This window comes from Microcoleus sp. D2_18a_D3, from assembly GCF_036702455.1.
Classification (GTDB): Bacteria; Cyanobacteriota; Cyanobacteriia; order Cyanobacteriales; family Microcoleaceae; genus Microcoleus.
In genome coordinates this window covers 54,913-79,280 of sequence record NZ_JAUBTK010000026.1, presented here as the reverse complement: position 1 = coordinate 79,280, position 24,368 = coordinate 54,913, and the positions used below count along the sequence as shown (strand labels likewise).

Genomic DNA, 24,368 nt, shown 5'->3' with positions numbered 1-24,368 from the left:
AGGAGTCAGGAGCCAGGAGAAAAGAGTCAGAAGGAAGAAGAAAGAAGTGTTTTTGCAAATATGAGATGCTCCCAATATAATCGAATTCTTTCAGTGCTCTTGCACTGAGCCCTTGGGTTTCAAAAACGAGGGTGACTGGAAGTTCAGAGTTAGGCAGACCAAATGTTTCAAATCCCTTCAGCTTTTTCACACCGGCAGCTTGAGCTAATTCGGCATTGACAGTGGCATCAATAAATTGCTTGCCGGCATAAACTACGCCTTTAGAGGTGGTTATACTGGCAATTTTTTGGCCTTGTTTAGTGACTGATTGAATTTCTACTTTGCTAAGGAGATCTGCCCCAGCTTGTACCAGCATTTCTTTCAGCGCTGCACTGGCTTTGCGGGGGTCGAGTGCAATTGCCTTAACGCCGGATTTTTGTAAGAATTCTTTATAGATTGTCGCCGGTGAACCAAAGGTATCTAACTTTAAAGATTGTTGAAGTTCTTGACTAATCTGACTTCTATCTAAATAAGCAAGACCGCCTCTTACCAAATGCCCGCCAATTCCTTCTTGCAAGCTGGCTTTCGACATCAGTAGAATTCGCGGATAACGCTTTGTTCGGCGAAGATATTCTCTGGAGGCCGAGATAACAGCTAGAACTCCTGGAACTTCATCACCAAAACAGATGACATCGTAAGAACGCACATCCATGACCATTATTTAATACCTCTCTTGATTTTCATGTTTTCGAGCTGGATCTCACTGTTTGCCGTCCAACTCTCTGTTTTTCCCAAATCTAGCTCGATCTTTCCTGATTTTTGCGATAAATATTCACACATTCCTGGACGCAGCAACCGGGTTTTTTCCAGAAAATCCTCCGTTGAGGACGATCGATCTCGGTTGAAAAACCGGCTTTCTGAGCGTCTAGAGTCGGTCAGTCTGGTACTCTTGATTGCCATCAGCCCAGATTATCAGGATCTATCCCCAACTCCCGCAATCGCTGAGCTAGTCGATCGGAACGTTGGGCCAGTCGATCGGCGCGCTGGGATTCCTGTTGGGCGCGCTGGGATTCCTGTTGGGCGCGCTGCGATTCCTGTTGGGCGCGCTGCGCTGATTCTTTCACCTGTTCTTCAGGAGTCAGATAACGTTTTCCATCGGCATCATACCAATACAACCACTCCCTTGTCACCCCAGAATAACTTCCCCTTTCACAACCAATCCCCAAACCAATTTCAGGCATCCAAACTGGATGTCCTGACTGTAACTCGTACTTCCCATTGACTAACTTGTGTACTTCCAAATGAGGTTTACGACGGCGGCGGGAAGAATAAATGACGTAATAAAGTACGCCTAAAGCTTGATAAGTCTCCAATTTTGTGCTGTATTCCTTGCGATAAGTTGGGGAAACAACTTCTAGCACAAAAGTAGGCATGACATTTTCATCCCACAGCACGTAACTGGGGCGCAATTCTTCGTCGTAAAATCGTTCTACTCCTAAACTTAAGAAAGCATCTGGGACAATGGGCGGTTCGTCAGGGTGATGATAAATACCCATATCTATGCCAAAAAACCAGTCCATGCGTTCTGCCCAAAGTATGAGCAATATTGCTTTTAACAACCCTGGTATTAATTCTTGCAGTTCGTTATCCACAGGCGTTTCATCTGAGTCTGGTAGTTCATCGGCTGAGGGCCAGTGCCTCGGAAATTTGTAATCTAACATGGCGGCTTTCCTCAAAACTCATTAATATTATACCGTTGATTTGTTGAGCGATAGTATTTATTGAAGGAACCGCGAAGACGCGAAGGAAAAGAAGAGAAGATGATAGATAATTTTGAATTAGTTAATCTGAATGAATTTTTGTAAAATATTTGCTGAGACTTACACGATCGACTAAACTATGTCTAACCAGTCGGTTCTAATGGGGAGCAGCCGTTAGAGGAAACGGGGAAAGTTCGGTGCAAGTCCGGCGCTGTCCCGCAACTGTAATGAGAGTCATGTCGCTTTCTGAGTCAGGATGCCCGCCGATGTGTTAGTTTACATTGTCTCATCTGCGAGGTTCAGCGTGAAGACCAGAAATCGGAAATTGGTCAGCTTGGGATTGATGGCTGGCTTGAGTTGTTATATTGTCCTGGGTTCGGCAACGCCCGCCGCAGCTATGCACATTTCGGAAGGTTTTTTGCCGGTGCAATGGGCTGCATTTTGGTGGATGGTGGCGTTGCCTTTTTTTGCAGTAGGTTTGCGATCGATTACTCGCATTACAAAAGAGCACCCGGAACTTAAACTATTGCTTGCTTTGGCGGGTGCGTTTACTTTTGTGCTTTCTGCTTTAAAAATTCCCTCGGTAACGGGCAGTTGTTCTCACCCGACGGGTACCGGTTTGGGTGCAATTTTGTTCGGCCCTTCGGTGATGGCTGTACTGGGGGCTTTAGTCCTGCTGTTTCAAACGTTACTGTTAGCGCATGGTGGCTTGACAACGCTGGGAGCGAATATGTTTTCGATGGCCATTGTCGGCCCTTTCGCTGCCTATTTTATCTATCAATTGCTGTTGCGAACTGGTAGCCAGCGGGCGGCAATTTTTGGTGCGGCAGCTTTGGCAGATTTGCTGACTTATGTAACGACTTCGATTCAATTAGCGTTAGCTTTTCCGGCAGCCAGTGGCGGTTTTATGGCTTCGTTTCTCAAGTTTGCGGGCATCTTTGCTATCACTCAAGTACCACTGGCTATCAGTGAGGGATTGCTGACTCTATTGGTCTGGAATTGGCTGCATTCTTACGGGAAGCCGGAGTTGGAAACTTTGAAATTATTGAGAGAGGAGTCATAAACCGTGAATCAAAAGCCTACAAAAAATCACCAATCTACTTCGCGGCAAAATTGGCTGTTGGCGGGCGCTGTGATTGTTCTGGCAGCGTTTCCTCTCGTTTTTGTGCGGGGTGAATATGGCGGTGCCGATGACAAAGCTAAGAAAGCAATTACCGAAATTCAACCGGGTTATAAACCTTGGTTTAATCACTTGTTTGAGCCGGCTAGCAGCGAAATTTCAAGTCTATTGTTTGCGTCTCAAGCGGCGATCGGGGCTGGCGTAGTTGGATACGTCATTGGGTTGTATAAAGGCCGATCGCAATCTCGGCAGCAGTCTGATAATAAATCGTCGGAATGAACCATCAGATTGATAGTCTGGCTTATACAAATCGCTTGCGGGGGTTGCCACCATCTCACAAGTTATCCTTTGCGATCGCCCTTTTAATTCTGTCTCTCGTTTCTGGGGCGATCGTCCAATTGTCGATCGGCCTGTGGTTGGCCGTCTGGATCGTCGTCTATGCCGGCATTCCGGGGAAACTGTATTTGCGGTTGCTGTCGCTACCGTTGATGTTTTTGCTGACAAGTTTGCCTGCTTTGGCGCTGGGTGCGGTTGAGTTAAGTCAAATCCCCGCAATTCAGTGGGATATTTGGCAAGGTTGGGGCATTAGCATCGGCACTTTTTATCTGTATGTGAGTCGCACCGGAATATACCAAGTGAGCTTGTTATTTGCCCGCGCCTTCGCATCGACAAGCTGTATGTATTTCATTCTCTTGACGGTTCCATTTACCGAAATCTTGCAAATTCTCAGACAATTACGCTGTCCAGAGTTAGTCACAGAACTGCTATTACTAATGTATCGGTTTATTTTTAGCTTATTGGCGATCGCCGATGAACTTTGGATCGCCCAAAACTCGCGCTGTGGCTATCGCACTTGGAAGCGGGGAATGCAGAGTTTAAGCATTTTAATCGGGCAATTGCTTCAGCGAACTTTGGAAAACTACCGTCAAGTTTCGCTGAGTTTAGCGTCGCGCGGCTTTAATGGAGAACTGCGCGTTTGGAATTCTTACCCTTACAAACCTTCGCGAAGATATACATTAGAAGCTTTGTTTGGTTGCACGATTTTAACTTTGTTAAGTGTGGTATTTCAACGCTAAATTTATTGTTATTTCTGGACGAATGGGGGCCAGAAACCGGGTTTTTTACCGAATCTACGAGCTATAACGTGTTTTTTGGTTAAAACCCGGTTTCTTTGGTCGGAGTGGGTAAGTCCTGCATTATATTCACGAGTGGCGGTGGCTGTGGCGGTGGTTAATATCAACGAGACTTACGCATCACAAGCAAAGAAACCGGGTTTTTAGTGAATCTGCGGGTTGTAACCAAGTATTCTCGCCAAAAACCCGGTTTCTGAGCGCCCGCGCCTCCAGGAATATTGTTGATAATTCTCGTATTCTCGTTAGTTTAGCGGGCCGGATTTGCATAAGGGCGATCGCACTTTTTTACAGATTGTACGATCGCTTTTAAATATTAGATGGAAATTTTAGTCACTCATTTTGAGATGAAACGATCGCACTTCATGCAAAATCATATTCCCAATATGACTTTTATGAATATAATTAATGACTTTAATGAATTGACTTCCAAAGAAACCTGTTGAATAATTCTATTCAACACTTATCTTGTGGAAATCCTATGATAAATAAACGACTCATCAAAAAAATACTTTTTTTGTTAATGGCTTCATTAAGCCTATTGTTGGTAACAGTGACTCATGCAGCAGCCCAACAACTACCGTTTTACTGGGATAACATCAACGTCACAATCGACGTTCAGACCAACGGAGATATGTTAGTTACGGAAAAGCAAAAATATGTGTTTACAGCCGACTACAACACTGAACGATATCGCTATATTCCTTTAGGTAAGGTAGATGAAATTAAAGATGTCATCGTTCAAGAAAATAATCAAATAATTCCGAGTAGCACGGGGATTGAAAACAATGAACTTTGGATTCGTTGGCAACATCAATTAAAAGCGCCAGAATCACATACTTTTGTCATCAAATATCGCGTGGTAGGCGGATTGCAGGTAGATGGTGAGAATACTCTAGTTTATTGGAAAGCCATTGCAGCGGGTCGCAAAGCTCCGATTAATACGGGAAAAGTTACGGTGCAATTACCAGAAGCTTTGTCAGGGAAAGTTCTCTCGTTTACGAATTTTGGTACAGCCGCAGTTCCGCGTCAAGTAGATCCTAAAACATTTGAGTTTGTGGCAAGTCAGCCTATTCCACCGGAACAAGAATTAGAAGTGCAAATTGCATTTCCCCAGCAAATTCTGAATCTGCCTCAACCTGGTTGGCAACAATATGGCAACCAGGGAGAAGAAGGCTCTTTCATAAACAACATAATGGGTGTAATCGTTTTTTTGCTAGTTGGTTTGACATTGTTTATTTCCTTAGCATTTTTTCCGATGATTATGCTTCTCTTTGTGTTGACTTTCACCGTCATTATTTACCAAGAAATCAAGAAAGCAATCAATAATCGACGCTGCCCTGAGTGCAAAACGCTTAATCTCAAACGGACTTATCAAGTTTTGGTTCCTGCAACTACTGGCAATTCAGGAAAGAGGTATGTTACCCATCACTGTGGAAACTGCTCTTACCATAAGGAGTACGAAGAAGTAATTCCAATCATTATCATTAGCAATGATGGTGGCGGTGGCGGCGGCGGTGGTGGCGGTGGCGGCGGTGGCGGCGGCGGTGGCGGTGGCGGCGGTGGTGGCGGTGGCGGCGGTGGTGGCGGTGGGGGTGGTTAATATCAACGGGAGTTACGCATCACAAGCAAAGAAACCGGGTTTTTACCGAATCTGTGGGTTGTAACGAAGTATTGTCGAAAAAAACCCGGTTTCTGAGCACCCGCGCATCTATGACTATTGTTGATAATTCTCCTATTCTCGTTAGTTTAGCGGGCCGGATTTGCATAAGGGCGATCGCACTTTTTTACAGATTGTACGATCGCTTTTAAATATTGGATGGAAATTTTAGTCACTCATTTTGAGATAAAACGATCGCACTTCATGCACAATCCTATTCCAAATATGACTTTTATGAATATAATTAATGACTTTAATGAATTGACTTCCAAAGAAACCTGTTGAAGAATTGTAGTCAACACTTATCTTGTGGAAATCCTATGATAAATAAACGCATCCTCAAAAAAATAGTTTTTTTATTACTAGCATCATTAAGCCTATTCTTAGTCACAGTAACTCATGCAGCGGCCCAACCGCTACCGTTTTACTGGGATAACATCAACGTCATCATCGACGTTCAGACAAACGGAGATATGTTAGTTACCGAAACCCAAAAATATGTATTTACAGCAGCCTACAACAATGAACGCTACCGCTATATTCCTTTAGATAAGGTCGATGCAATTAAAGATGTCACCGTCGCCGAAAATAATCAAATAATTGCCAGTAGCACAGGAACCGAAAACAATGAACTTTGGATTCGCTGGCAACATGAACTCAAACCGCCAGACACACATACTTTTGTCATCAAATATCGCGTGGTAGGTGGATTGCAGCTAGATGGTGAGAATACTCTAGTTTATTGGAAAGCGATTGCAGCGGGTCGCAAAGCGCCGATTAATAGCGGAAAAGTTACGGTGGAATTACCAGATGCTTTGTCAGGAAAAGTTCTCTCGTTTACAAATTTTGGTGCAGCAGCAGTTCGCCGCCAAGTAGATCCTAAAACCTTTGAATTTGTGGCAAGTCAGGCTATTCCACCGGAACAAGAATTAGAAGTGCAGATTGCATTTCCACAGGCGATTTTAAATGTACCTCAAGCTGGTTGGCAACAAAGTGGTAAGCAATCTCAATCTACTTCGGGACAAAGCTCTTTGACAAAACCCACGCTTCCTTCTCCAATGCTTTGGATATTTGGAATAATCATTACTATATTCATGATTAATGGCGGTGGCGGTGGCAGTGGCGGTAGTATCGGTGGTGGTAGTTGGGGTGGTGGTGGTGGTTGGGGTGGTGATGGCGGTGATGGCGGTGGTGGTGGTGATGGCGGTGGTGGTGGTGATGGCGGTTAATATCAACGGCCCTGGACGCATCACAAGCAAAGAAACCGGGTTTTTACTGAATCTGTGGGCTGTAACGAAGTATTCTCGCAAAAAACCCGGTTTCTGAGCACCCGCGCGTCCAGAAATATTGTTGATAGTTCTCGTATTCTCCGTAGTTTAGCGGGCCGGATTTGCATAAGGGCGATCGCACTTCCTGCAACAGCTATTACAAATATGACTTTTATGAACTTAATTAATGAATTATATGAATTGACGTGAACAGTAATTGAATGAATAATGACAGTATCAAAATAAAGAGAAAAAATCATGTATCAAGATACTAACAAAAAAAACAGCCCGCCGCCCATTGTTTTTATTATTGCCATCGGCTTAATTGGGTTGGGCGCATACAAGTTTATTCCCGGTTTATTGAAAGCTAAAACTTCAAATACACCTACATCTACCTCTACAGCGACAACGATCGCATCGGGAGCGATCGCAAATCGCATCAGTTTTGGAAATCAAATATTGGTAGCGTCCCAAACAACAGCAGCAAAACAAGCAGGAGTTCAAGCTTTTGCTGAGGGAAATCACCAAGCTGCCGCCCAATATTTTCAGAAATCGCTGCAACAAAATCGCAACGACCCGGAAACCATTATCTATTTGAATAATTCCCGAGCCAGCAATGGTTCTTACTTGAAAATTGCTGTCAGCGTCCCCATTGGTAGCAACCCCAATGTCGCCCAAGAAATCCTCCGGGGTGTTGCCCAAGCTCAGGATGAAATCAATACTACCGGTGGCATCAACGGCGCCAAACTGCAAGTAGAAATTGTCAACGATGACAACAGTCCCGAAGTGGTTAGAGAAGTTGCAAAGACATTGACCCAAGATCAGAATATACTAGCAGTAATTGGACACAACGCTAGCAACGCATCTCTCGAAGCTGCTCCGATATATCAGCAAGAAAAACTGGTAATGGTGACACCGACGAGCTTTGCCAATAATCTCTCAGGATTGGGCAGCTACATATTTCGCACAGTCCCCAATATTAGCGTAATGGCGGCTCCTTTAGCAGAATATGCAGTTAAAACAGAACGCCAAACTAATATTGCGGTTTGTTATGACTCCCAAGCACCGGATAACATATCCTTTAAAGATGAATTTGTTGCCTCTCTTACTGCTGCTGGTGGCAAATTAGTTCCCACTGTTTGCGACTTTTCTTTACCCTCTTTTAATGCGGAAAATGCCCTGGCGGATGCTGTCAGCAAAGGTGCACAAGGATTGATGGTAGCACCCCACATCGATCGCATTGACCGTGCGATTTCTCTGGCTCGCAGCAATCGAGGCAAATTGCCACTCTACGGCAGCACTACGCTCTACACCTTTCAAACTTTAAAAGATGGGCAAAAAGACGTTGACGGGCTTGTTTTGCCCGTTCCCTGGCATCCTGAAACTAATCCCGGTAGCCGTTTCCCAGAAAATGCCCGCCAGCGTTGGGGAGGCATTGTGAATTGGCGAACAGCAACGAGTTTTGACGCGACTCAAGCTGTGATCGCTGGCTTGCGGCAAAGCAATACGCGGGAAGGATTGCAACAAGCACTCAGAAATGCGAGTTTTTCGACAGCAGGATCGAGCGAGGATGTGAAGTTTTTGCCCACGGGCGATCGGGCTGGTAAGCCGATTTTAGTGCAAGTTAAACAAGGAGGAAGCACTGGCTATAACTTTGTCCCGCTGCGGTAACTTTGTTAAGTGCGATCGCACTCACATCTTGCATATTCTCAATCAGCCTTTCAGGGGCGGGCATTCTGCCCGCCCCACAATAAAATTCCCTCTTTGTGGAACAGGCATCTTGCCTGTTTCTTAGCATGATTAAATTCTCCTTTTCAGTTGAATTAGCAGAATTTTTAAGATAAAATGAAATGAGTAGATTAAAGGAGAGCGTCGTTTATGATCGCGCCAGTTGAAACCAAAACCTACACCGCTGAGGAATATCTAGAATTAGAAATCAATTCTCAGGATCGGCATGAATTTATCAATGGGGAGATTGTTCTGATGGCTGGCGGCACACCGGATCACAATGAAATTACCACTAATTTAGTTGTTGCGCTGAAACTGGCGTTAAAAGGGAAACCATATCGGACTTTCAGTTCGGATCAGCGGCTTTGGGTTCCGCAGCTTAATAATTATACTTACCCGGATGTGATGGTGGTAGCGCGCCCGATCGAACTGCAATCTGGACGGACGGATACAATTACGAATCCGCTGCTCATTGCTGAGGTGCTGTCTAAAGGTACCAGAGCTTACGATCGAGATGAAAAGTTTGCTGCTTATCGCACTATTCCTAGTTTTCAGGAATATTTATTAATCGACCAATATCGGCTACAGGTGGAGCAATATTCTAAAACTGATGCGAATAAGTGGATTTTTTCGGAATATAGCTGTATGGGCGATCGGCTGAGTTTAACATCTGTTGCTGTGGAAATTTCCCTGGCAGATTTGTATGAAAATATTGAGTTTGGTGAATAGGCGGACGCTTTTTTGTCAAATATCCCAAATAGTGGTAATATCCCCGTATATCGATCGGCTCTGATGGAGAACAGCCATCAGACGCAAGGGGGAAAGTTCGGTGCGAATCCGGCGCTGTCCCGCAACTGTAATGAGATCATTGCATCTCTGAGTCAGGATGCCCGCCGATTTGTTTACAATCATGTTTTTCATCTGCGAGGTATGGATGATGGTGAGTTTATTATTTTTTAAATTATGGGATTGGGTTTTTTTAACCGCAGATATCAGCAGATAAACACAGATGAACGCTGATATAATTCGCTCTGGGTTCGGAAGCGTATATTATTTTAATGGAAAAGAAATGCGAATTGAAGATAGTGTTTGGCAGGGTAGTTTTGGCTACTGGCAAAACTTGTTTATTCACCAGAATATTTTGCCGATCGGACATACTGCTTGGAATGGCTTTTTGAATCAAGGGCGAGGCTTGGTTGCTTGCAACATCAATACTCCCATTAACGGCTATGTGAATTGGAGCGTAGATACTATAAAGTATGATCTACAATTTATTTCCGACTTGGAGGCAACCGTTTATTTGCAACAACTAGAAATAGAGGAAAACACTGTTTCAAATCTGCTCCAAATCATTGATAGCTACGAGCCCAAGACAGCAATTATATTTTTGTCGATCGCCAACGGTCAGATTGATATCAATTTATTGCAAAACTTGGCAATTTCTCCTGTTGAGTGCTATGAACAAGTATGCAAGCGCTGGGAAGAATTTCAACTCTGCCCGAAATCCTAAAACTTACTAAATTTTCCGAATGTCGCAGCCAAAATCAATCGAAATTTCCAAAGTAACTCGCTACCAAAATGCAGCGCTTAATTACTATTTGGGCCTGACAGATTCGCCCTACCTTCACTACGGCTATTGGGAAACCCTACCTGTGCCCGCTGACGAACTAACGATCGCACGATTGCGCCTGGCTCAGCAAGCTTATACTGTAAAACTGTTGGATGCGATCCCCAAAGGCACTCATACGATACTCGATGTGGGCTGCGGGATTGGCGGAAATGCGGCTTATTTGCTCGATCGAGGTTTTGCAGTGGAAGGGCTCGCACCCGATCCGTTTCAACAGCAGCGCTTTCTTAAGTGTACGCGCGATCGGGCAATCTTCCACCTCACGAGGTTTGAAGACTTCAAAGCAACCCATTTCTACGATCTTATTCTCTTTAGCGAAAGTAGCCAGTATATGTCGGCTGTTGATATTGCTAACGGTGCCGCCAAAATCCTCAATCAGGGTGGCTACGTGTTGCTGGCCGATATGCTCCGCTCTGATGCTAATTATAAAGAGGGAATGTTCTCTAATTGTCATGTTGTTACGGAACTTCATGCAGCATTAAAGCAGGCTGGATTCACTTTAGTAAAAAGTGAGGATATTTCCGCCCATATTTTGCCGACTATCGATTTGTATGTCGATACTTTCCGCCGATATGGACTAAATACAATGATCTATGTTGCCGATTTGATAGCGATCACAGTTCCCCCCGTCCACAAACTCCTGCGCTGGATATTTCGTCGCTGGTTCAAGAAGTTGGTGGTTGAAGGATTGGAAGCGGGTCAACTTTTTGAGCAGCATCTCTGTTATGAAATGCAACTTTGGCAGTTGTCAAAATCAGATTAAGGCTGACACAAAGATAGCAATCCTAAATCCTTTTTGAATTTCTTACTCCCTCCCCTTGATAAGGGGAGGGCTGGGGTGGGGTAAAAAGTTTACGACTCCTGCAAAGATTGCTATACAATAGAAATCGGTAATCGGTAATTGGTAATCATTCATCGGTAATCGGTAATTGGAGGCAGAGCCTCCGGGTATTTATTCCCAGGCAGAGCCTGGGAAGAAGGCTATAACAAATAACAAATATGTCTCAATGGATTCTCGAATTCGATCGCACTTCCTACTCCTATCCCTGCGGTTCGCGATCGGCAATTCATGATTTAAACCTCAAAGTCCCCGCCGGGAAACGCTGCGGGCTTATCGGTCAAAACGGCTGCGGCAAAACTACCTTTTTTCTATTAGCAAATGGCTTATATCAACCGCAACAGGGAATCATTAGCTGGCAAGGTGAACCATTCCGCTACGATCGCAAATCTTTGATGCAACTGCGCCAACAAATCGGACTCGTCTTTCAAAATCCCGAACATCAATTAGTAGCTTCGACGGTAGAAGAAGATATTTCCTATGGATTGTACAATTTAGGCTTAAAAGAATCCGAAATTGCTCAACAGGTGCAGCAGGCGATCGAGCAATTCGATCTAAGCGAACTCGCCCGCGAACCAATTCACAATCTCAGTTTGGGCCAGAAAAAGCGGGTTTCCATCGCCGATATCATGGTTCTCAAGCCCAAACTGCTGCTGTTAGATGAACCTACCGCTTACCTCGACCCGCGTCACACCCGACAACTGATCGGTTTACTTCAACAAATTCACAGCGCCGGAACCACCATTCTTTTAGCAAGTCACGACCTCGATTTCATCTACCGCTGGGCTGATTGGGTATTTGTAATGGATCGAGGAAAATTGATTTTAGAAGGAACACCGGAAACCGTTTTTGCTCAGCGGGATGTCTTGGAACAATTGCAGCTTGGCGTACCGCTGGCGATCGAGCTTATGGAGCAAATCAGGGCGATGTTTCCAACAGACGATCGCTCAAAAATCCCCGCTTTCGAGCAATGGCAACAACAAATTTTACAAGCACGTCGGCTGCTTTAACGAGACTTAGACAATTGATAATTGGCGTTGCTGATTGACGGGATGAATCACCTGTGATCGGAAGTTACAAAACTCACCCGACTTCGTTTATAGCAATTGGGAAATCTTGAATTCATACCTGTATCCAGCAACGCCCCCCGTGGGATGAAGTTCAGATTACACATTACCAATTATCAAAAATTGATTTAGGAAAAAGGCGATCGCCCCACTGCCGATGGGCACGGTCAGATTGTCAATTCCCAGCTTGGAAACCGACTCCAAAGTAGCAGCAGCCAAAGCTACAACAGCAGACACAGCCCAAGTTTGCCAAATATTGCCTTGAACCGCCAGCAAAATCAAACTGCTAACAGCAAAACTCACCAAATACATAGTTGCAGAACCTTCCCAACTCTTCTGGATTCCCCAAACTCGATAAATATGTTTGCCGTATTTCTGGCCGATGACAGCAGCCAATCCGTCGCCCCAAGTCATGACTAAAATGCCCAAAGCAGCGTATTCCTGATGTTGCAGCGGCCAAAACCAAGCCACGAGAACGCTGATACTAACAGCATAGAAAAAAGTCCCCCAACTCTTGCGGTTGATACTGTTAAGACTGGGCAAAATCGGAACTTGGTAAGAAATTAGGGCGATCGCACCTGCTAAAACCCCCGCCGAAATCCCCACCCAACCGGGTATTTCCAGCCACCACGCCAGCAAAATCACGTTCCCAGTACCGATGTGAACCACCTTCCGCGATACCTCAGCATCGACAGAAGTAAAGCGATTTAAGCCCTCAGCTACCAGTAAAATCAAACCCAACCAGACTCCCACGAGGGAAATTTGCAACCACACAGTCGGAATTTCAGAAAATATAGACACGATATTTAGGAAAAACTTATTTACATCAGGCACTCTTTACTACTTTAGTGGAAAGCCGATCGCTCTGTTCGGTGTTGGGAGGATTTTCAACCGTCGCTACGGTATAATTTACTCGCTCTCCTGTGGTCGGTTTTGGAAACAAGGTGAGTTAGTCTAATAAAATTATTCGTTTGAAGTTTTGAGAGGCTCAGAGAATCTGATTACTATGCAGTATGTCTTAATTATTCATGAAGTAGAAAATTATGAAGCTTGGAAACAGGTATTCGATCGTGCTGAAAGCATCCGAAAAGAAGCTGGCGAGCGCTCCTATCAGGTCTTGAAGTATGACAACGATCCGAACAAAATTGTTCATTTCTCCGCGTGGACATCAATCGCTGATGCTAGGGCGTTTTTTGAGTCGCCTAGACTGGTTAAAATTAGAGAAGAAGCCGGAGTTAAAGCTCCTGAGTTTATTTATCTAGACCAATTAGAGTCAGGAGTATTGTGAAAGACCTATTTGTATAATGTAAATCGTTCAAACTATGTGCTTAAGTTTTGAGTATGTACGACGGTAGCTACTACCAGCTAATGGCTGAGTACAATTGCTGGATGAATCAAAATCTATATTCGGTCTGCTCGGCAATTCCTGATGAACAGCGCAAACAGGATATGGGTGCCTTTTTTAAGTCGATTCATGGCACTTTGAATCACTTACTGTATGGTGACAAAGTATGGATGGGTCGTTTCACTCTTCACTCATTTTCGGGTACCGTTATCGGTCAAGAACTGTATGCTGACTTTGAGGTTTTGAGAGCAGAACGGGAGACAACGGATCGGCAAATTATAGAATGGTCTAGACACCTTAATTCTGACTGGTTGAGTCAACCGTTTGAGTACACAAGCAATGTAGATGGTAGATGCCGCGTGCTACCGACTTGGGTTCTGGTGACACATATGTTCAATCATCAAACTCACCATAGAGGGCAAATTACCACACTACTCAAACAACTTGGCTACGACCCAGGCGTTACAGATATTCCGTGGCTACCCGCTATATCAATCGGATAAAGGTGATTTTAACCCCCGACTTTTCAACCCTTGCCTTGCCTGTTTTGTGTGTATAGACGCGGTTTCAAGCGCCCGGTATGCTGTCGAAATCCTCCGCCTTTACAACTCCCGTTTCAACAACTCCCGCACGAACTCAAACGCCCTAGGACGCAACTCCACTGGCAGCAACGACAATCCCAAACCCGCCCACATTTTCGCCGCAGAAACCGACTTGCCCGCCCGCACCATCAGGCGCCCTTTTGCAGTTTCACCCACCTCAATCAGCCGCAAACCTAGCGCTAATTGAGTTTCTGCAATCCTTTGGAGCCTGACTGTTTCCAACTTCTCGGAATCAAATTCGTAGCCTGTCAAATAGCGCAATTTATCACTTAAATACCGAATTGCCCGATCGACTCCTTGCTGTCCTGCATGAACTCGATACTCCATCAACAGCTCCGGCAAGTAATAGCACTTTTTGCCCGCAATCGCAAGTCTCACAAACAAATCGTTATCTTCGCAATTTTGCAAATTTGGCCGCAGAAATCCGACTTCTTCCAAGGCGCTGCGCCGAAACAAAGTCGCCCCTATTTGCAAACTCTGTCTCAGAAAAACTGTGGAAAGCAAATCTTCAATAATTCCCGGCGATAACTCGGTGCGCCCCCAGCGCTGCGAATTGAGTTTCGTCTGGCTTTCGTCAATATAATTGTTAATGTCGATCACCCAGTGATCGGTACTGACAAAATCAATGCTGGGGTCTTTATCTAAAATAGCAGATGTCCGCTCTAGAAATTGTGCGCTCAGGCGATCGTCATCGTCAAACTTGATAAAATACTCGCCCCTTGCCGCCGCAAAGCCCGATCGCATATTATTACTCTTGCCGATATTCTGCGGGTGGCGAATGTAGCGAATCCCGCGATCGACAAATTCCGACATCAACAGAGGAGTGCTGTCAGTGGAACCGTCATCACAGATAATTAATTCAAAATCTGTATAAGTTTGATCTAGCACGCTGGCGATCGCACAAGCCAGTAGATGCACTCGATTGCAAGTAGGAATGCAAACGCTAATTTTCGGCACAAATTTATACTATTTTAGATTAGAAATCGTCGCTGAATTTTGCAATTCAGTCCAGAGAAAAGAACCACCAATGCCCTATGCCCAATGCCCTATGCCCTATGTATTTTAACTCAAACGAGCCGTACATTCGAGAATTAACTTTTGATTCACCAAAGCAAAAGGTTGAATTTCCAAAGCGCGACGAAAAGCTTGAATAGCATTTAGGTATTCTCCCAAGGCAGCGTAGCACAAACCCAGACCATGCAACGCCCCAAAATGCACCGGGTTCAGTTTGAGGACGATTTGGCAATCCTCGATCGACTTTTTATAATTTCCTTGGGTATAGTGAAGTACGGCGCGTCGGTTCCAAGCTTCCGCAAAATCCGGCGCTTCCGCAATCAGTTTCGTCAGCAAATCCAAAGCGTGGTGAACATCGCCTGCATCCAGCGAAACTTGCGATCGCCTGAGAATTTGCATCCCATACTCACCCTTTTGGTTAAACCAAGTGCGCCAGAGTTCTGCAGTTGCCCGATCGCGAACACTTTCGTCGGACTTTTTCAAGTCTTCGAGCAGCGCCTTAACAGATAATTCGTCCATAGGTGCGAGGATTGTTAAAAAGGTTTTATCAATCAATTTTATCGCGCAAGCGGCAACTTTATTTATTCCACATCCCATGAAGATTTTGATGCTTTCCTCGACTTTTCCTTATCCGCCAAGTCGCGGAGGAACTCAGGTAAGGACGTTTAATTTATTGCAATACTTGAGCCGGCGGCATGAGGTAATTCTCGGCACAGTACGATCGCCCGATGTCACCGACGCACAAATCGACACATTGCGCCAGCAAGTCACAGAATTAGCAGTTTTTCCCAACCCGCAAGTACCCCCCCAACCCCCCCTTGTCAAGGGGGGGCTAACTCTGCACCAGGGGCTTGAGGAGGGCTTCTTGCCTCCCCCCCTTAATAAGGGGGGGACTGAGGGGGGGTTCTCTGAAATAATAGGAAAATTCCACAGATTCAGTCGATTTTTGTTGTCCGGGACGCCTCCGAACGTACTCTCAAGCTACTCCCAAGCAATGCAGAATTGGGCAGACGAATTGGTAACAGCAGGCCAATGCGATGCTGTCACCTGCGAGCACAGCGTTAATGAGATTTACGTGCGTCCAGAATGGCGGCAAAAACTGCTGACAGTGGCAAACATTCACAGTTCTGTTTGGGGAACTTGCAGGGAAATGTTAGCAACCGGCACCTCGGAAAAACCCCTGCGCGATCGACTAAATTTACCGCTACTCGCCCGCTACGAAAAACGCTACTGTTCCAAATTCTCCCGCATTGTTGCGACAACATCCACAGACAGAGAGCAACTCCTAGAATTACTGTTGCCTCCGGTTCGGGTGCGAGGAAAACAAGATTTTTTTGTACCTTCCATAGATGTAATTCCTAACGGCGTGGATTTAACTCAATTTCCGTACCGGTCGATCGATCCGGGAGGACATACCTTAATTTTTGCAGGCGCAATGAACAATTTGCCCAATATTGACGCGGCGCGGTTTCTGAGTTTGCAAATACTGCCGCCTTTGCAGCAGCGCTATCCCGATGCTACCCTCACCTTAGTAGGGGCTTCGCCAGTCCCGGAAGTGCTCGCCTTGGGGAAACTCCCCGGAATTCAAGTAGTAGGTCGGGTACAAAGGGTGGCAGAATATTTGCATCAAGCTGCTGTTTGTGTGGTGCCGATGCGGATTGGTTTTGGGATTAAAAATAAAACTTTGGAGGCGATGGCTGCGGGAACTCCCGTGGTTGCTAGCGATCGAGGTTTGGAGGGTTTAGCCGTCGATGGCGGCCCACAACCGAGAAGGGCCTTGCGGGCGAACAAAGTTCAGGAGTATGTTGAGACGATCGCCAGTTTGTTTGAAAATCAGCAGCTAAGACAAGAGCTCTCTGTCAACGCTCGATCGCTCGTTGAAAGCCAATACACCTGGGATATCATAGGTCGGCAGTACGATCGGCTATTGCAATTTTAAACTCTAAATTCTAAAATCTAAATTCTAAAATGGCATGATGGAACACAAAATTAACCCCTCAAAAAATCGAGCCAAACCCCCAGAAACTCGCCAAGTTGCTCCTCCTCCGACAAGACGGCGGCGCCAAACCCGACGCCCCAAAAATCTTCAAGAGTCCCAGCTTCTAATACCTACTCCCCGAACTCGCGCCAGATATCCCTGGAAAAGACTGATAACTAATTTGACAGCCCTCAGCGTCTTGTGTGGCTGTGCAGCTTTGATGGGAGGCGGCGCTTGGCTGAGTTATCAGCTCATCGTCGATCCCAATGGCAACAAGTTGATCTCTCAGTTTGTGCCGGAATGGTCGCGCCTGCCTACAGGTAGCAGAGATTCGATCCAAACTCTCGATCAAATCAAAGCCAGCATCCGCAAATTGGGATTCGTAACCGGAGAACCCCTGCCACTTCCCGTCGATCAATCCCGCGATAATTCTATTTCCGATTTGCTATTGCCAGTGATGGTAGAAAGAACTGTTAAAGCTTCTACTGTTTGCAAAAATCCTTGCCGTCAAATTGTCGAACTTCGGGTGTACAAGCGGGTACAGCTTCCCGATCGCAGTTCCGATAAAGAGCAGTATTTTCAGTTAGCAAGTTCTGTGAATGTAGAAGGCCCTGCGGAATCTTTTGTCATTGCTTCTTTAGCTGACTCTACATCTGACAATCAAGCCTCGAATCAGTCGTTACCCCTAACAGAACTGCGCCGCTTTGACGGAAAGCCCCCCGCCACGGGCATTTGGTTTAATGTCAGCGGTAAACTAATGCGGGGCGACAAGAAAATTCCCTACGGACAAGTCGTTCGCTACAACCCCAGCCAAAATCATTTAATGCCACTGTTGGAGTGGGCGAGTGCGGCCGGACAACCGCCGAATTGGCAGCAAATTGTTAAGGGGGAAAACCCGCAGTTGGCGATCGACCAAACAGTTGGTTTAGAGCCACAATTTACCCTTTATCAAATTGGCCCGCGCAAATTTTTGCCGAACCCAGTTCAGTTAACCGCGATTTCTTTAGAAGAATTTGCCTTCAATGACGAGACTTACAAAAATGGGCTGCGACTGGCGAAAAGCGGGCTGTGGTCTCCAGCATTAAATGTCATGCGTGTGGCGAAGGGGAAAGCCGGCAAAAATTGGCCCGCAGTCGCGCAAGCTCAGCTAGAAACGATCGAATTTCACGCTAAAATTACTCGGGCTCAGGCGATCGCATCTTGGGCCAGTCCCGGTCAACAAGTTCTCGCAGAATTGATCGACGGCCGCTGGACTGAAGCTTTGCAAGTATTTGAAGCCGATCCGAGTAACAGTCACGAAATTGCCACCACCCTCAAAAATGACGGCGGGCGGATCTGGAACCGCATCGACGCCGCCTTGAGAGTGAATGCCGCTGACGCCGATGTCAAGGCTTGGGGCGCCCTGATTGTAGCGTCTCAAGACGGAACTCGCGAGGCGATGAATTGGCTCGACCAGCAATCAGATACTGACGGCGAAACCAGAAGTCGAATTCGGAATTTGGTGAACAAACTTGAGGAAGCAGTTTCTCAGGCGGAAAGTTTAGAAGACCACAAGAGTCAAATTATGGGTTCTGCTACTTTAATTAACAGTGTCAATCCCGCTGAGTGGCTGGAACCAGAACCGAACAATGAGTTAAAATTGGCGGGAGAACAAGTTTGGTATCAGGTGCAGGTAGCGAGTTTTCACGACGGTAGCCGCTGGGTTAATTCGCCCTTTTCTGATGTAGAAGTGCGCTCTTTTCCTGCTACTCAAGTCAAGTGGCTCTGGGGGCGGCTGGGATTACAGGCTGACCCCAAGATTAAGATTGAGGTAGCGATGGCTAACGGTCAACAAAGAGTTGCTGTAGGAACGGTCAAAGCGGTGCAGATTCAAGACGGAAGTCTGCGCTTGCTGGCGGCGGTTGACAAGCGATCGTAATCTGGCAGAAAGGATTCGGCAGATAGAACAGTCCCGGAGGCACTCTTGACACAAAGAAACCGGGTTTTTTACCATTTCTGCCGATTGCAACAGAAGTATTTTCGTAAAAAAACCCGGTTTCCTTGCACCCGTGCGTCCAAAACTAGGAATAAGGAAAATGCTTTCTTCTCCCCCTCCCGCAACTCCGAAAGAGGCGCAATCTCAAAACTCCTCCCCTCCCCACTTATCGCTCTTGGACAAGAATGCAAACAAAAATTTTGTTAATTTAATTAACACAAGTTGCACACAAAAAACCCAGAGCTCTCAAATCGCGCCCTTTTTAGAGAGTGCTGCAATCATCTGCCGTTTGACTGCTTTAGCCCAAAGATCAAACTCCAAACTGTTGATATTGTTAATTTTCACTTCCTCAACAGGCTGAGTTGGGGCTTCTTTCTGTGCTGTAGTCTCCATTGTTTTTTTCCTCGTCAAAAAAATATCAGTAGTCGATCACAAACGGTGAGCATCATACATCTATCTTATGAACTAAATTCCTGGAATTAATTACACTAAAGGCAGAGATTTTCCCCATAAGATGCAGTAAATACATTGAGATAATGCGATTTAGGAATTTAATGTAAAAAAAATCCTACAACCCTTGCTATATATAGGCTTTTCCTGACATTAAAATCTTACAATTTACATTGTATGGCACTATCAAACCAATAGTTATGTTAGTAAACTTTTTTTTAAATGAATGTATTGACATATACAGCAGAAAACAATTTTATTGAATTCACATAGTGCCGTAAAGTCGATCGCCCGCATCTCCGAGGCCGGGTACAATATATCCGCGATCGTCCAAACACTCATCAACTGCCGCCGTATAAATCTGCACGTCAGGGTGTTGTTCGTGAAAGTGCCTAATTCCCTCCGGTGCCGCCAGCAAGCACAAAAATTTAATAGACTTCGGATTAACTTCTTTAAGCCTATCCACTGCAGCCACTGCTGAATTACCAGTAGCCAGCATCGGATCGACAATTAAAACATCTCGCTGTTCGATATCCTGGGGAACTTTGAAATAATATTCGATCGCCATCCGAGTTGTCGGATCGCGGTACAAACCAATATGTCCTACCCTCGCAGACGGAATCAGCTCTAAAATACTATCTAACAGTCCCTGACCCGCGCGCATAATCGAAATAATAACAATTTTCTTTTCTGCCGCCAGCACCGGTGCATTCATTTTGGCGATCGGCGTTTCTATTAGTTCGTATTTTAGCGGCAAATCTCGCGTCACTTCATAAGCTAGCAGCATTCCAATCTCTTTCAGCAATTGGCGAAATTTCGCCGTGCTCGTTTGAGTTTGCCGCATTAGAGTTAACTTGTGCTGTATCAAAGGATGGTCGATGACAGTAACTTTAGCACTCATTTTTTTGAATAATTAATTGGCTTTATTCTAACTTATCAGCTATCGAGGCATTCTTGACGCAAAAAAAAACCGGTTTCTGCCGCCCCTGCGTCCGGGACTACTTATATCAAACCCCTATTGAAAACACCAATATCGCCCGAATAAAATTGCTCCGACAATTGCCTTTCATCCGCCCAGCGCGACACTAAGTATGCGAGGTTTGAAAATACACAAATATGTCATTCTCTCGTTTCCTCTTCTTCCCGCACTCTTGGTAAGAACGCAGATCCGGGCCCAAAAGCCTCCCCACTGGTTTCGCTGTCTCGCGCTCCATCCCAGCCCAATAACACAGATCCGGAGTTTCGCACCGAAATCTTCCGGAACTTTTACCAACCGATATGAATCTTAAGAAGTATCAACATAAAACCTATTCTTTCGATTAATTCACTAATCGAAAAAACCTGAATAGGAACTGCACATGAGGTCATAAGCTTGGCTTGACTGGCTTTTCATCTTTCAACATGAAGGCGGCAATATCCAAGTTTAAAACACATTACCTAAATTCAGTTCCATTTTTTTAGGGTGTTCCTAACACACAACTGAACTTATTAAGGAGAACATCCATGAAGTTTGTAAAACTATTGCTAGCTACGGCATTAATGACTGCTTCTATCAGCCCCGCCTTGGCTAATCCTGCTGTTAAAATTTTAGGTGCAAGCTACGGCGGTAGCGGTTGCCCCGATCGCTCCGCCAGCGTCAGCGTCAGCCCCGACGGTCAAGAACTCACCATCCTATTTGATAAGTTTGCAGCCCAAGGAAATGTCTCAACAGAAAGCCGGAAAAGCTGCAATCTGAGCATTCCCATCAAAGTACCCCAAGGCTACCAAATTTCTATCTACGATGCTGATTATCGCGGCTACGTTGCTCCTAGAACCACAGGCAACCTGCGAGCAGAATACTTTTTCGCTGGAGCCCGCGGCCCAGTTTTTAATCGGAATTTCAGCGGCGAAACTAACTACAATGTTCGAGATAGCTTAGCCACTGTAGCTAATGTTTGGTCTCGCTGTGGTGACAGTGTAAATATGCGAGTAAATGCTGCGATGACAGCCCGCGGTGCCGGCATGGCCACCGTTGACTCTTTCGATTTGGCTCATCGCGGTTTAGTTTATCACGTCAAATATCGCACTTGCCGCTAAGCAGCTTGTTGGGAGTGTAGTGTGAGGTATTGTTTTCAGGTTTGAATTTTGAATTTTAAGTTTTAAGTTGGAAGAGGGAATAATTTTCCCTCTTCCTTCTTGCTTCTTCCCTCTTCCTTCTTCCCTCTTCCTTCTTCCCTCTTCCCTCTTGCTTCTTCCCTCTTCCTTCTTCCCTCTTCCCTTTTCCTTCTTCCTGACATCCGTTACATCCGTTACATCCGTTACATCCGTTACAGAATCCGTTCCCGAACTTCCCTCTTCCCTTTTCCGTCTTCCTTCTATCCTTTACATCCGTTACATCCGTTACAGAATCCGTTGCCGAACTTCCTTCTTCCTTCTAAAACACAGTGCCGTCACTTTCAATCTGAATTGGCGGCCCTCCACCAGCCCTCAATTCGCCCGCAATTTTCCGCCCCGCCGCCCAAGTTCCTCCTTGCAAAATCTTCACCAGCGGCAATTCTGTCGCACTCAAATGCAGCTTTTCTCGAATAGCTGCGGCAATTTTATCTAAAAGATTGACAGTGAGCGATCGCCATTCTACTATAACTTCCGAACCCGGCAAGTAACTCTGCTCAAAAATAGCCGAATCTTTTGCCTGCAGCAGCCCGATATCCAAACACAAACCGCCGTTGCGGTACTCCGGCAATCCCGTTAACTCATCCAATCCGGCGACTTCTAAACCAAGTTCTTGCAGCGGTTCCAACAGCGAATAAGTCAACCACTGCGATAGTTTGTGAAACGGCACGAATTCATCTCCCAGATTTTCTCCTGTTAAAGCCGGATGCCGCCAAACATCGCCTAAATTAACGCCACCAATTGCATATCTTCCCGGCCAAATTTCCCCAAAACCTGTTAAAACAGCGCTCAACACTTCAGAAGCCTTCACAGTGTTGACTCCAGAAACCCGACTGTCGAACAAGTATTTTGCCAAATTGCCGGGACGCGGGTTTTCGCTGCCCAATAATAATGGATGCTGACAAATCGCCTTTCCCAAACGCTGCAATAATTCTAATCTGCCTGTTAAACCAACTAGCGGATTCTCTCGACTTACCTGAAATCCAGCAGCTAAGGTTTCAAGTTTTAATTGAGAAAGTCCCTGAGAATCAGCTTGCCAAGGAAAATCGGGATTGCTGGAAAAAACACCTTGACAAAACATCCGCAAGCTGGCTATTGCTAACCCTTCAGAACGGCGGTAAACCTGTCCGGTTTCTGGTTCACAATACTGCCAATCTGCACCAGCACCGGCATCGAGCAAAACGCTGACAATTGCTAAATCAAATTTGATCTTAGCTTGCTCTATGAGTGCAAATTCGGCTATTGCTGCATCCAATTCGGCGATTCGCGACTGGTTGCCGGCTTCAAAATGTCGCCAGCGACTGTGAAAGGGAATGTTAAAATCAGGATATTGTTGGCGCGTTGTGTCAATTACATAATTTGCTGCTTTGTCGAGTTGGGATAAATCGACGCGGAAGTAGCGGAGTTTGTCTAGGCGGGCTAAATCAAAAAGCCGATCGCACTTTTGGCGAATAGCAGCCGGTGTTCTTAGATATTCTACCGTCTCAAGTTCACTATTGTGCAACTTCATACTACCAAACATCGGTAAACATCGTTTTCTTGAAAAAAGTCAAACTGACTGTAATCTAAAAGATTATCTAAAATCGCATTTTTATCGATTTTGATCAGCTTATATTCCCACTTCGATCCGCTGACTTCGCGTTTTATGTGATCGGAAACTATCACCGAGTTTTTTTCTTTTCCCGGAGATACTATTTTACTTAAATCTTCCAGCCTATCGGCTATGTGAATATCTTTTCCGTAAGTGCAAGACCTAAATATATATAAATTTCCCTTAGCAACTCCCACCGACAAGCCACAAGGTATTTGATTGGCGTCAATAAAAAGTTTCCAATTCTCGCACAGACTTTCCATTGCTGCTAAGGCTGAGTGAGCTTCCGGGAAAGTCAACAAATGCGAATCCCCCACAATACTCCGAATTGTGCCGCCGTATTCTTCGCAAATTGTTTTTTCAAAAGTATCAAAGTTGGTGAGCAAATATTCCACATCTTTGATAGAATTAGATTCTTGATAAGCAATAAAACCTCTCAAATCTGCTTTAATTATTGCTTGATTCTTGATGATTCGCGTTTTGTAACTTTGGTCAACTTTGTAAACTTTTTCAGGTTCGCTCATCCCTTTCAAAGAAAACTCGTTGACAAAAGATGTTTGCACTTCTGCTTTGTTGAGCGCCAGCCATGCTGCTTGGGACAAATATATTTCATCCGGCGGAGTTACTGATTCTATGCGCGCTGTTAAATTCACGGTATCGCCAAAGATATCTTTATCTTGATGCAAGACATCTCCTAATGTAATCGATACGCGAATAGCCAATCGTTCGTCGTTCGCCTTGCTAGATTGTTGCGCTCTCAATTCTTGCTGCATTTCTATGGCTGCTACAGCCGCTGCTGTGACGCTGGGAAAAATTATCCAAAATGAATCACCTTCCCCTTTAATCACGCTGCCTTCATTTCTGGTGCTAATATCTGAAACAAAAGTTTTATGCTCGTTTAACAAACTACTTAAGTCCGACTGAGATAATTTTTTGACTCTGGCGGTATATCCGCAAATATCTGTTTTTACGATCACACTAGAACGCAAATTAGCCATAACCTACCCTGACTGATCAAAAACCAGCAATAAATTTTATTTAGCAAAGACGCGATTGTTCGCGTCCCACCGGTCGCGTCTTTGCCC

The 24,368-nt window shown here is 45.3% G+C and carries 26 protein-coding genes and 2 riboswitches; of the genes, 16 read left to right on the top strand and 10 right to left on the bottom strand.

Annotation, left to right across the window (positions count from 1 at the left end):
- Together QUB06_RS14715 and QUB06_RS14710 are read right to left on the bottom strand one after the other, a co-directional pair.
- On the bottom strand, positions 1-697 hold a 697-nt coding region (locus QUB06_RS14715; protein WP_333435873.1), incomplete at its 3' end, for an FAD-dependent oxidoreductase.
- A 241-nt stretch (positions 698-938) separates the two neighbouring features.
- Positions 939-1,700, bottom strand: coding sequence for a Uma2 family endonuclease (locus QUB06_RS14710; protein ID WP_333435872.1), 762 nt, complete (start codon positions 1,698-1,700; stop codon positions 939-941).
- A gap of 174 nt (positions 1,701-1,874) precedes the next feature.
- Positions 1,875-2,021, top strand: a riboswitch (cobalamin riboswitch).
- A 61-nt stretch (positions 2,022-2,082) separates the two neighbouring features.
- Here QUB06_RS14710 and QUB06_RS14705 point away from each other — a divergent pair.
- The 11 genes from QUB06_RS14705 (at position 2,083) to QUB06_RS14655 (ending at position 12,120) form a co-directional block, all read left to right on the top strand.
- Positions 2,083-2,802: an energy-coupling factor ABC transporter permease gene (locus QUB06_RS14705; RefSeq protein ID WP_333435875.1), complete on the top strand. Its 720-nt coding sequence runs from the start codon at positions 2,083-2,085 to the stop codon at positions 2,800-2,802.
- Positions 2,803-2,805: 3 nt separating this feature from the next.
- Complete coding sequence (locus QUB06_RS14700) at positions 2,806-3,138, top strand: energy-coupling factor ABC transporter substrate-binding protein (RefSeq protein WP_333435871.1); 333 nt, start codon at positions 2,806-2,808, stop codon at positions 3,136-3,138.
- The gene (cbiQ, locus tag QUB06_RS14695; protein ID WP_333435870.1) at positions 3,135-3,935 is read left to right on the top strand and encodes a cobalt ECF transporter T component CbiQ; all 801 of its coding nucleotides are present in this window, start codon (positions 3,135-3,137) and stop codon (positions 3,933-3,935) included. Before QUB06_RS14700 ends, cbiQ begins: the two co-directional genes overlap by 4 nt.
- Before the next feature lie 374 nt (positions 3,936-4,309).
- Positions 4,310-4,435 (top strand): hypothetical protein, encoded by a 126-nt coding sequence (locus tag QUB06_RS14690; protein ID WP_333435869.1) that lies wholly within the window; start codon positions 4,310-4,312, stop codon positions 4,433-4,435.
- Positions 4,436-4,512: 77 nt separating this feature from the next.
- The gene (locus QUB06_RS14685; RefSeq protein WP_333435868.1) at positions 4,513-5,592 is read left to right on the top strand and encodes a DUF2207 domain-containing protein; all 1,080 of its coding nucleotides are present in this window, start codon (positions 4,513-4,515) and stop codon (positions 5,590-5,592) included.
- 377 nt (positions 5,593-5,969) lie between these two features.
- Positions 5,970-6,878: a DUF2207 domain-containing protein gene (locus tag QUB06_RS14680; RefSeq protein WP_333435867.1), complete on the top strand. Its 909-nt coding sequence runs from the start codon at positions 5,970-5,972 to the stop codon at positions 6,876-6,878.
- A 297-nt stretch (positions 6,879-7,175) separates the two neighbouring features.
- Positions 7,176-8,588, top strand: a complete 1,413-nt coding sequence (locus QUB06_RS14675; protein ID WP_333435866.1) for an ABC transporter substrate-binding protein — start codon at positions 7,176-7,178, stop codon at positions 8,586-8,588.
- A 207-nt stretch (positions 8,589-8,795) separates the two neighbouring features.
- Positions 8,796-9,374, top strand: a complete 579-nt coding sequence (locus QUB06_RS14670) for a Uma2 family endonuclease (protein ID WP_333435865.1) — start codon at positions 8,796-8,798, stop codon at positions 9,372-9,374.
- 38 nt (positions 9,375-9,412) lie between these two features.
- A riboswitch (cobalamin riboswitch) is annotated at positions 9,413-9,557 on the top strand.
- A 97-nt stretch (positions 9,558-9,654) separates the two neighbouring features.
- Positions 9,655-10,155 carry a hypothetical protein gene (locus QUB06_RS14665; RefSeq protein ID WP_333435864.1) on the top strand — a complete coding sequence of 167 codons (501 nt, stop codon included), beginning with the start codon at positions 9,655-9,657 and terminating at the stop codon, positions 10,153-10,155.
- 19 nt (positions 10,156-10,174) lie between these two features.
- On the top strand, positions 10,175-11,035 hold the full coding sequence (locus QUB06_RS14660) for a methyltransferase domain-containing protein (RefSeq protein ID WP_333435863.1): 861 nt from the start codon (positions 10,175-10,177) through the stop codon (positions 11,033-11,035).
- 236 nt (positions 11,036-11,271) lie between these two features.
- Positions 11,272-12,120 carry an ABC transporter ATP-binding protein gene (locus tag QUB06_RS14655; RefSeq protein WP_333435862.1) on the top strand — a complete coding sequence of 283 codons (849 nt, stop codon included), beginning with the start codon at positions 11,272-11,274 and terminating at the stop codon, positions 12,118-12,120.
- 156 nt (positions 12,121-12,276) lie between these two features.
- On the opposite strand, the gene QUB06_RS14650 is transcribed toward QUB06_RS14655, so the two are convergent.
- Positions 12,277-12,978, bottom strand: a complete 702-nt coding sequence (locus tag QUB06_RS14650) for a diacylglycerol/polyprenol kinase family protein (RefSeq protein WP_333435861.1) — start codon at positions 12,976-12,978, stop codon at positions 12,277-12,279.
- Positions 12,979-13,183: 205 nt separating this feature from the next.
- On the opposite strand from QUB06_RS14650, the gene QUB06_RS14645 reads away from it, so the two are divergent.
- Positions 13,184-13,465, top strand: a complete 282-nt coding sequence (locus tag QUB06_RS14645; protein WP_333084020.1) for an antibiotic biosynthesis monooxygenase — start codon at positions 13,184-13,186, stop codon at positions 13,463-13,465.
- A gap of 53 nt (positions 13,466-13,518) precedes the next feature.
- A complete protein-coding gene (locus QUB06_RS14640; RefSeq protein WP_333435860.1) occupies positions 13,519-14,025 on the top strand; it encodes a DinB family protein in 507 nt (168 codons plus the stop codon).
- 99 nt (positions 14,026-14,124) lie between these two features.
- On the opposite strand, the gene QUB06_RS14635 is transcribed toward QUB06_RS14640, so the two are convergent.
- Together QUB06_RS14635 and QUB06_RS14630 are read right to left on the bottom strand one after the other, a co-directional pair.
- Positions 14,125-15,081 (bottom strand): glycosyltransferase, encoded by a 957-nt coding sequence (locus QUB06_RS14635; protein WP_333435859.1) that lies wholly within the window; start codon positions 15,079-15,081, stop codon positions 14,125-14,127.
- 105 nt (positions 15,082-15,186) lie between these two features.
- Entirely contained in the window at positions 15,187-15,657 is a 471-nt protein-coding gene (locus QUB06_RS14630; RefSeq protein WP_333435858.1) for a tetratricopeptide repeat protein, read from the bottom strand.
- Between the two features lie 76 nt (positions 15,658-15,733).
- Here QUB06_RS14630 and QUB06_RS14625 point away from each other — a divergent pair, with 76 nt between their 5' ends.
- Both QUB06_RS14625 and QUB06_RS14620 read left to right on the top strand, forming a co-directional pair.
- Complete coding sequence (locus tag QUB06_RS14625) at positions 15,734-17,077, top strand: glycosyltransferase family 4 protein (protein ID WP_333435857.1); 1,344 nt, start codon at positions 15,734-15,736, stop codon at positions 17,075-17,077.
- A 34-nt stretch (positions 17,078-17,111) separates the two neighbouring features.
- Positions 17,112-19,034: a hypothetical protein gene (locus tag QUB06_RS14620; RefSeq protein WP_333435856.1), complete on the top strand. Its 1,923-nt coding sequence runs from the start codon at positions 17,112-17,114 to the stop codon at positions 19,032-19,034.
- A 303-nt stretch (positions 19,035-19,337) separates the two neighbouring features.
- Here QUB06_RS14620 and QUB06_RS14615 read toward each other — a convergent pair whose 3' ends face one another.
- Both QUB06_RS14615 and upp read right to left on the bottom strand, forming a co-directional pair.
- Positions 19,338-19,484: a hypothetical protein gene (locus QUB06_RS14615; protein WP_333435855.1), complete on the bottom strand. Its 147-nt coding sequence runs from the start codon at positions 19,482-19,484 to the stop codon at positions 19,338-19,340.
- A 322-nt stretch (positions 19,485-19,806) separates the two neighbouring features.
- Positions 19,807-20,442 (bottom strand): uracil phosphoribosyltransferase, encoded by a 636-nt coding sequence (upp, locus tag QUB06_RS14610; protein ID WP_333435854.1) that lies wholly within the window; start codon positions 20,440-20,442, stop codon positions 19,807-19,809.
- Positions 20,443-21,044: 602 nt separating this feature from the next.
- On the opposite strand from upp, the gene QUB06_RS14605 reads away from it, so the two are divergent.
- A complete protein-coding gene (locus tag QUB06_RS14605) occupies positions 21,045-21,617 on the top strand; it encodes a DUF4360 domain-containing protein (RefSeq protein ID WP_333435853.1) in 573 nt (190 codons plus the stop codon).
- A 62-nt stretch (positions 21,618-21,679) separates the two neighbouring features.
- Here the strand turns inward: QUB06_RS14605 and QUB06_RS14600 are convergent, their stop codons facing one another.
- The 3 genes from QUB06_RS14600 to QUB06_RS14590 form a co-directional block, all read right to left on the bottom strand.
- The gene (locus QUB06_RS14600; protein WP_333435852.1) at positions 21,680-21,817 is read right to left on the bottom strand and encodes a hypothetical protein; all 138 of its coding nucleotides are present in this window, start codon (positions 21,815-21,817) and stop codon (positions 21,680-21,682) included.
- 137 nt (positions 21,818-21,954) lie between these two features.
- Complete coding sequence (locus QUB06_RS14595; RefSeq protein WP_333435851.1) at positions 21,955-23,202, bottom strand: URC4/urg3 family protein; 1,248 nt, start codon at positions 23,200-23,202, stop codon at positions 21,955-21,957.
- Positions 23,199-24,281 (bottom strand): adenylate/guanylate cyclase domain-containing protein, encoded by a 1,083-nt coding sequence (locus QUB06_RS14590; protein ID WP_333435850.1) that lies wholly within the window; start codon positions 24,279-24,281, stop codon positions 23,199-23,201. The genes QUB06_RS14595 and QUB06_RS14590 overlap by 4 nt, the downstream gene beginning before the upstream one ends.
- Positions 24,282-24,368 lie beyond the last annotated feature (87 nt).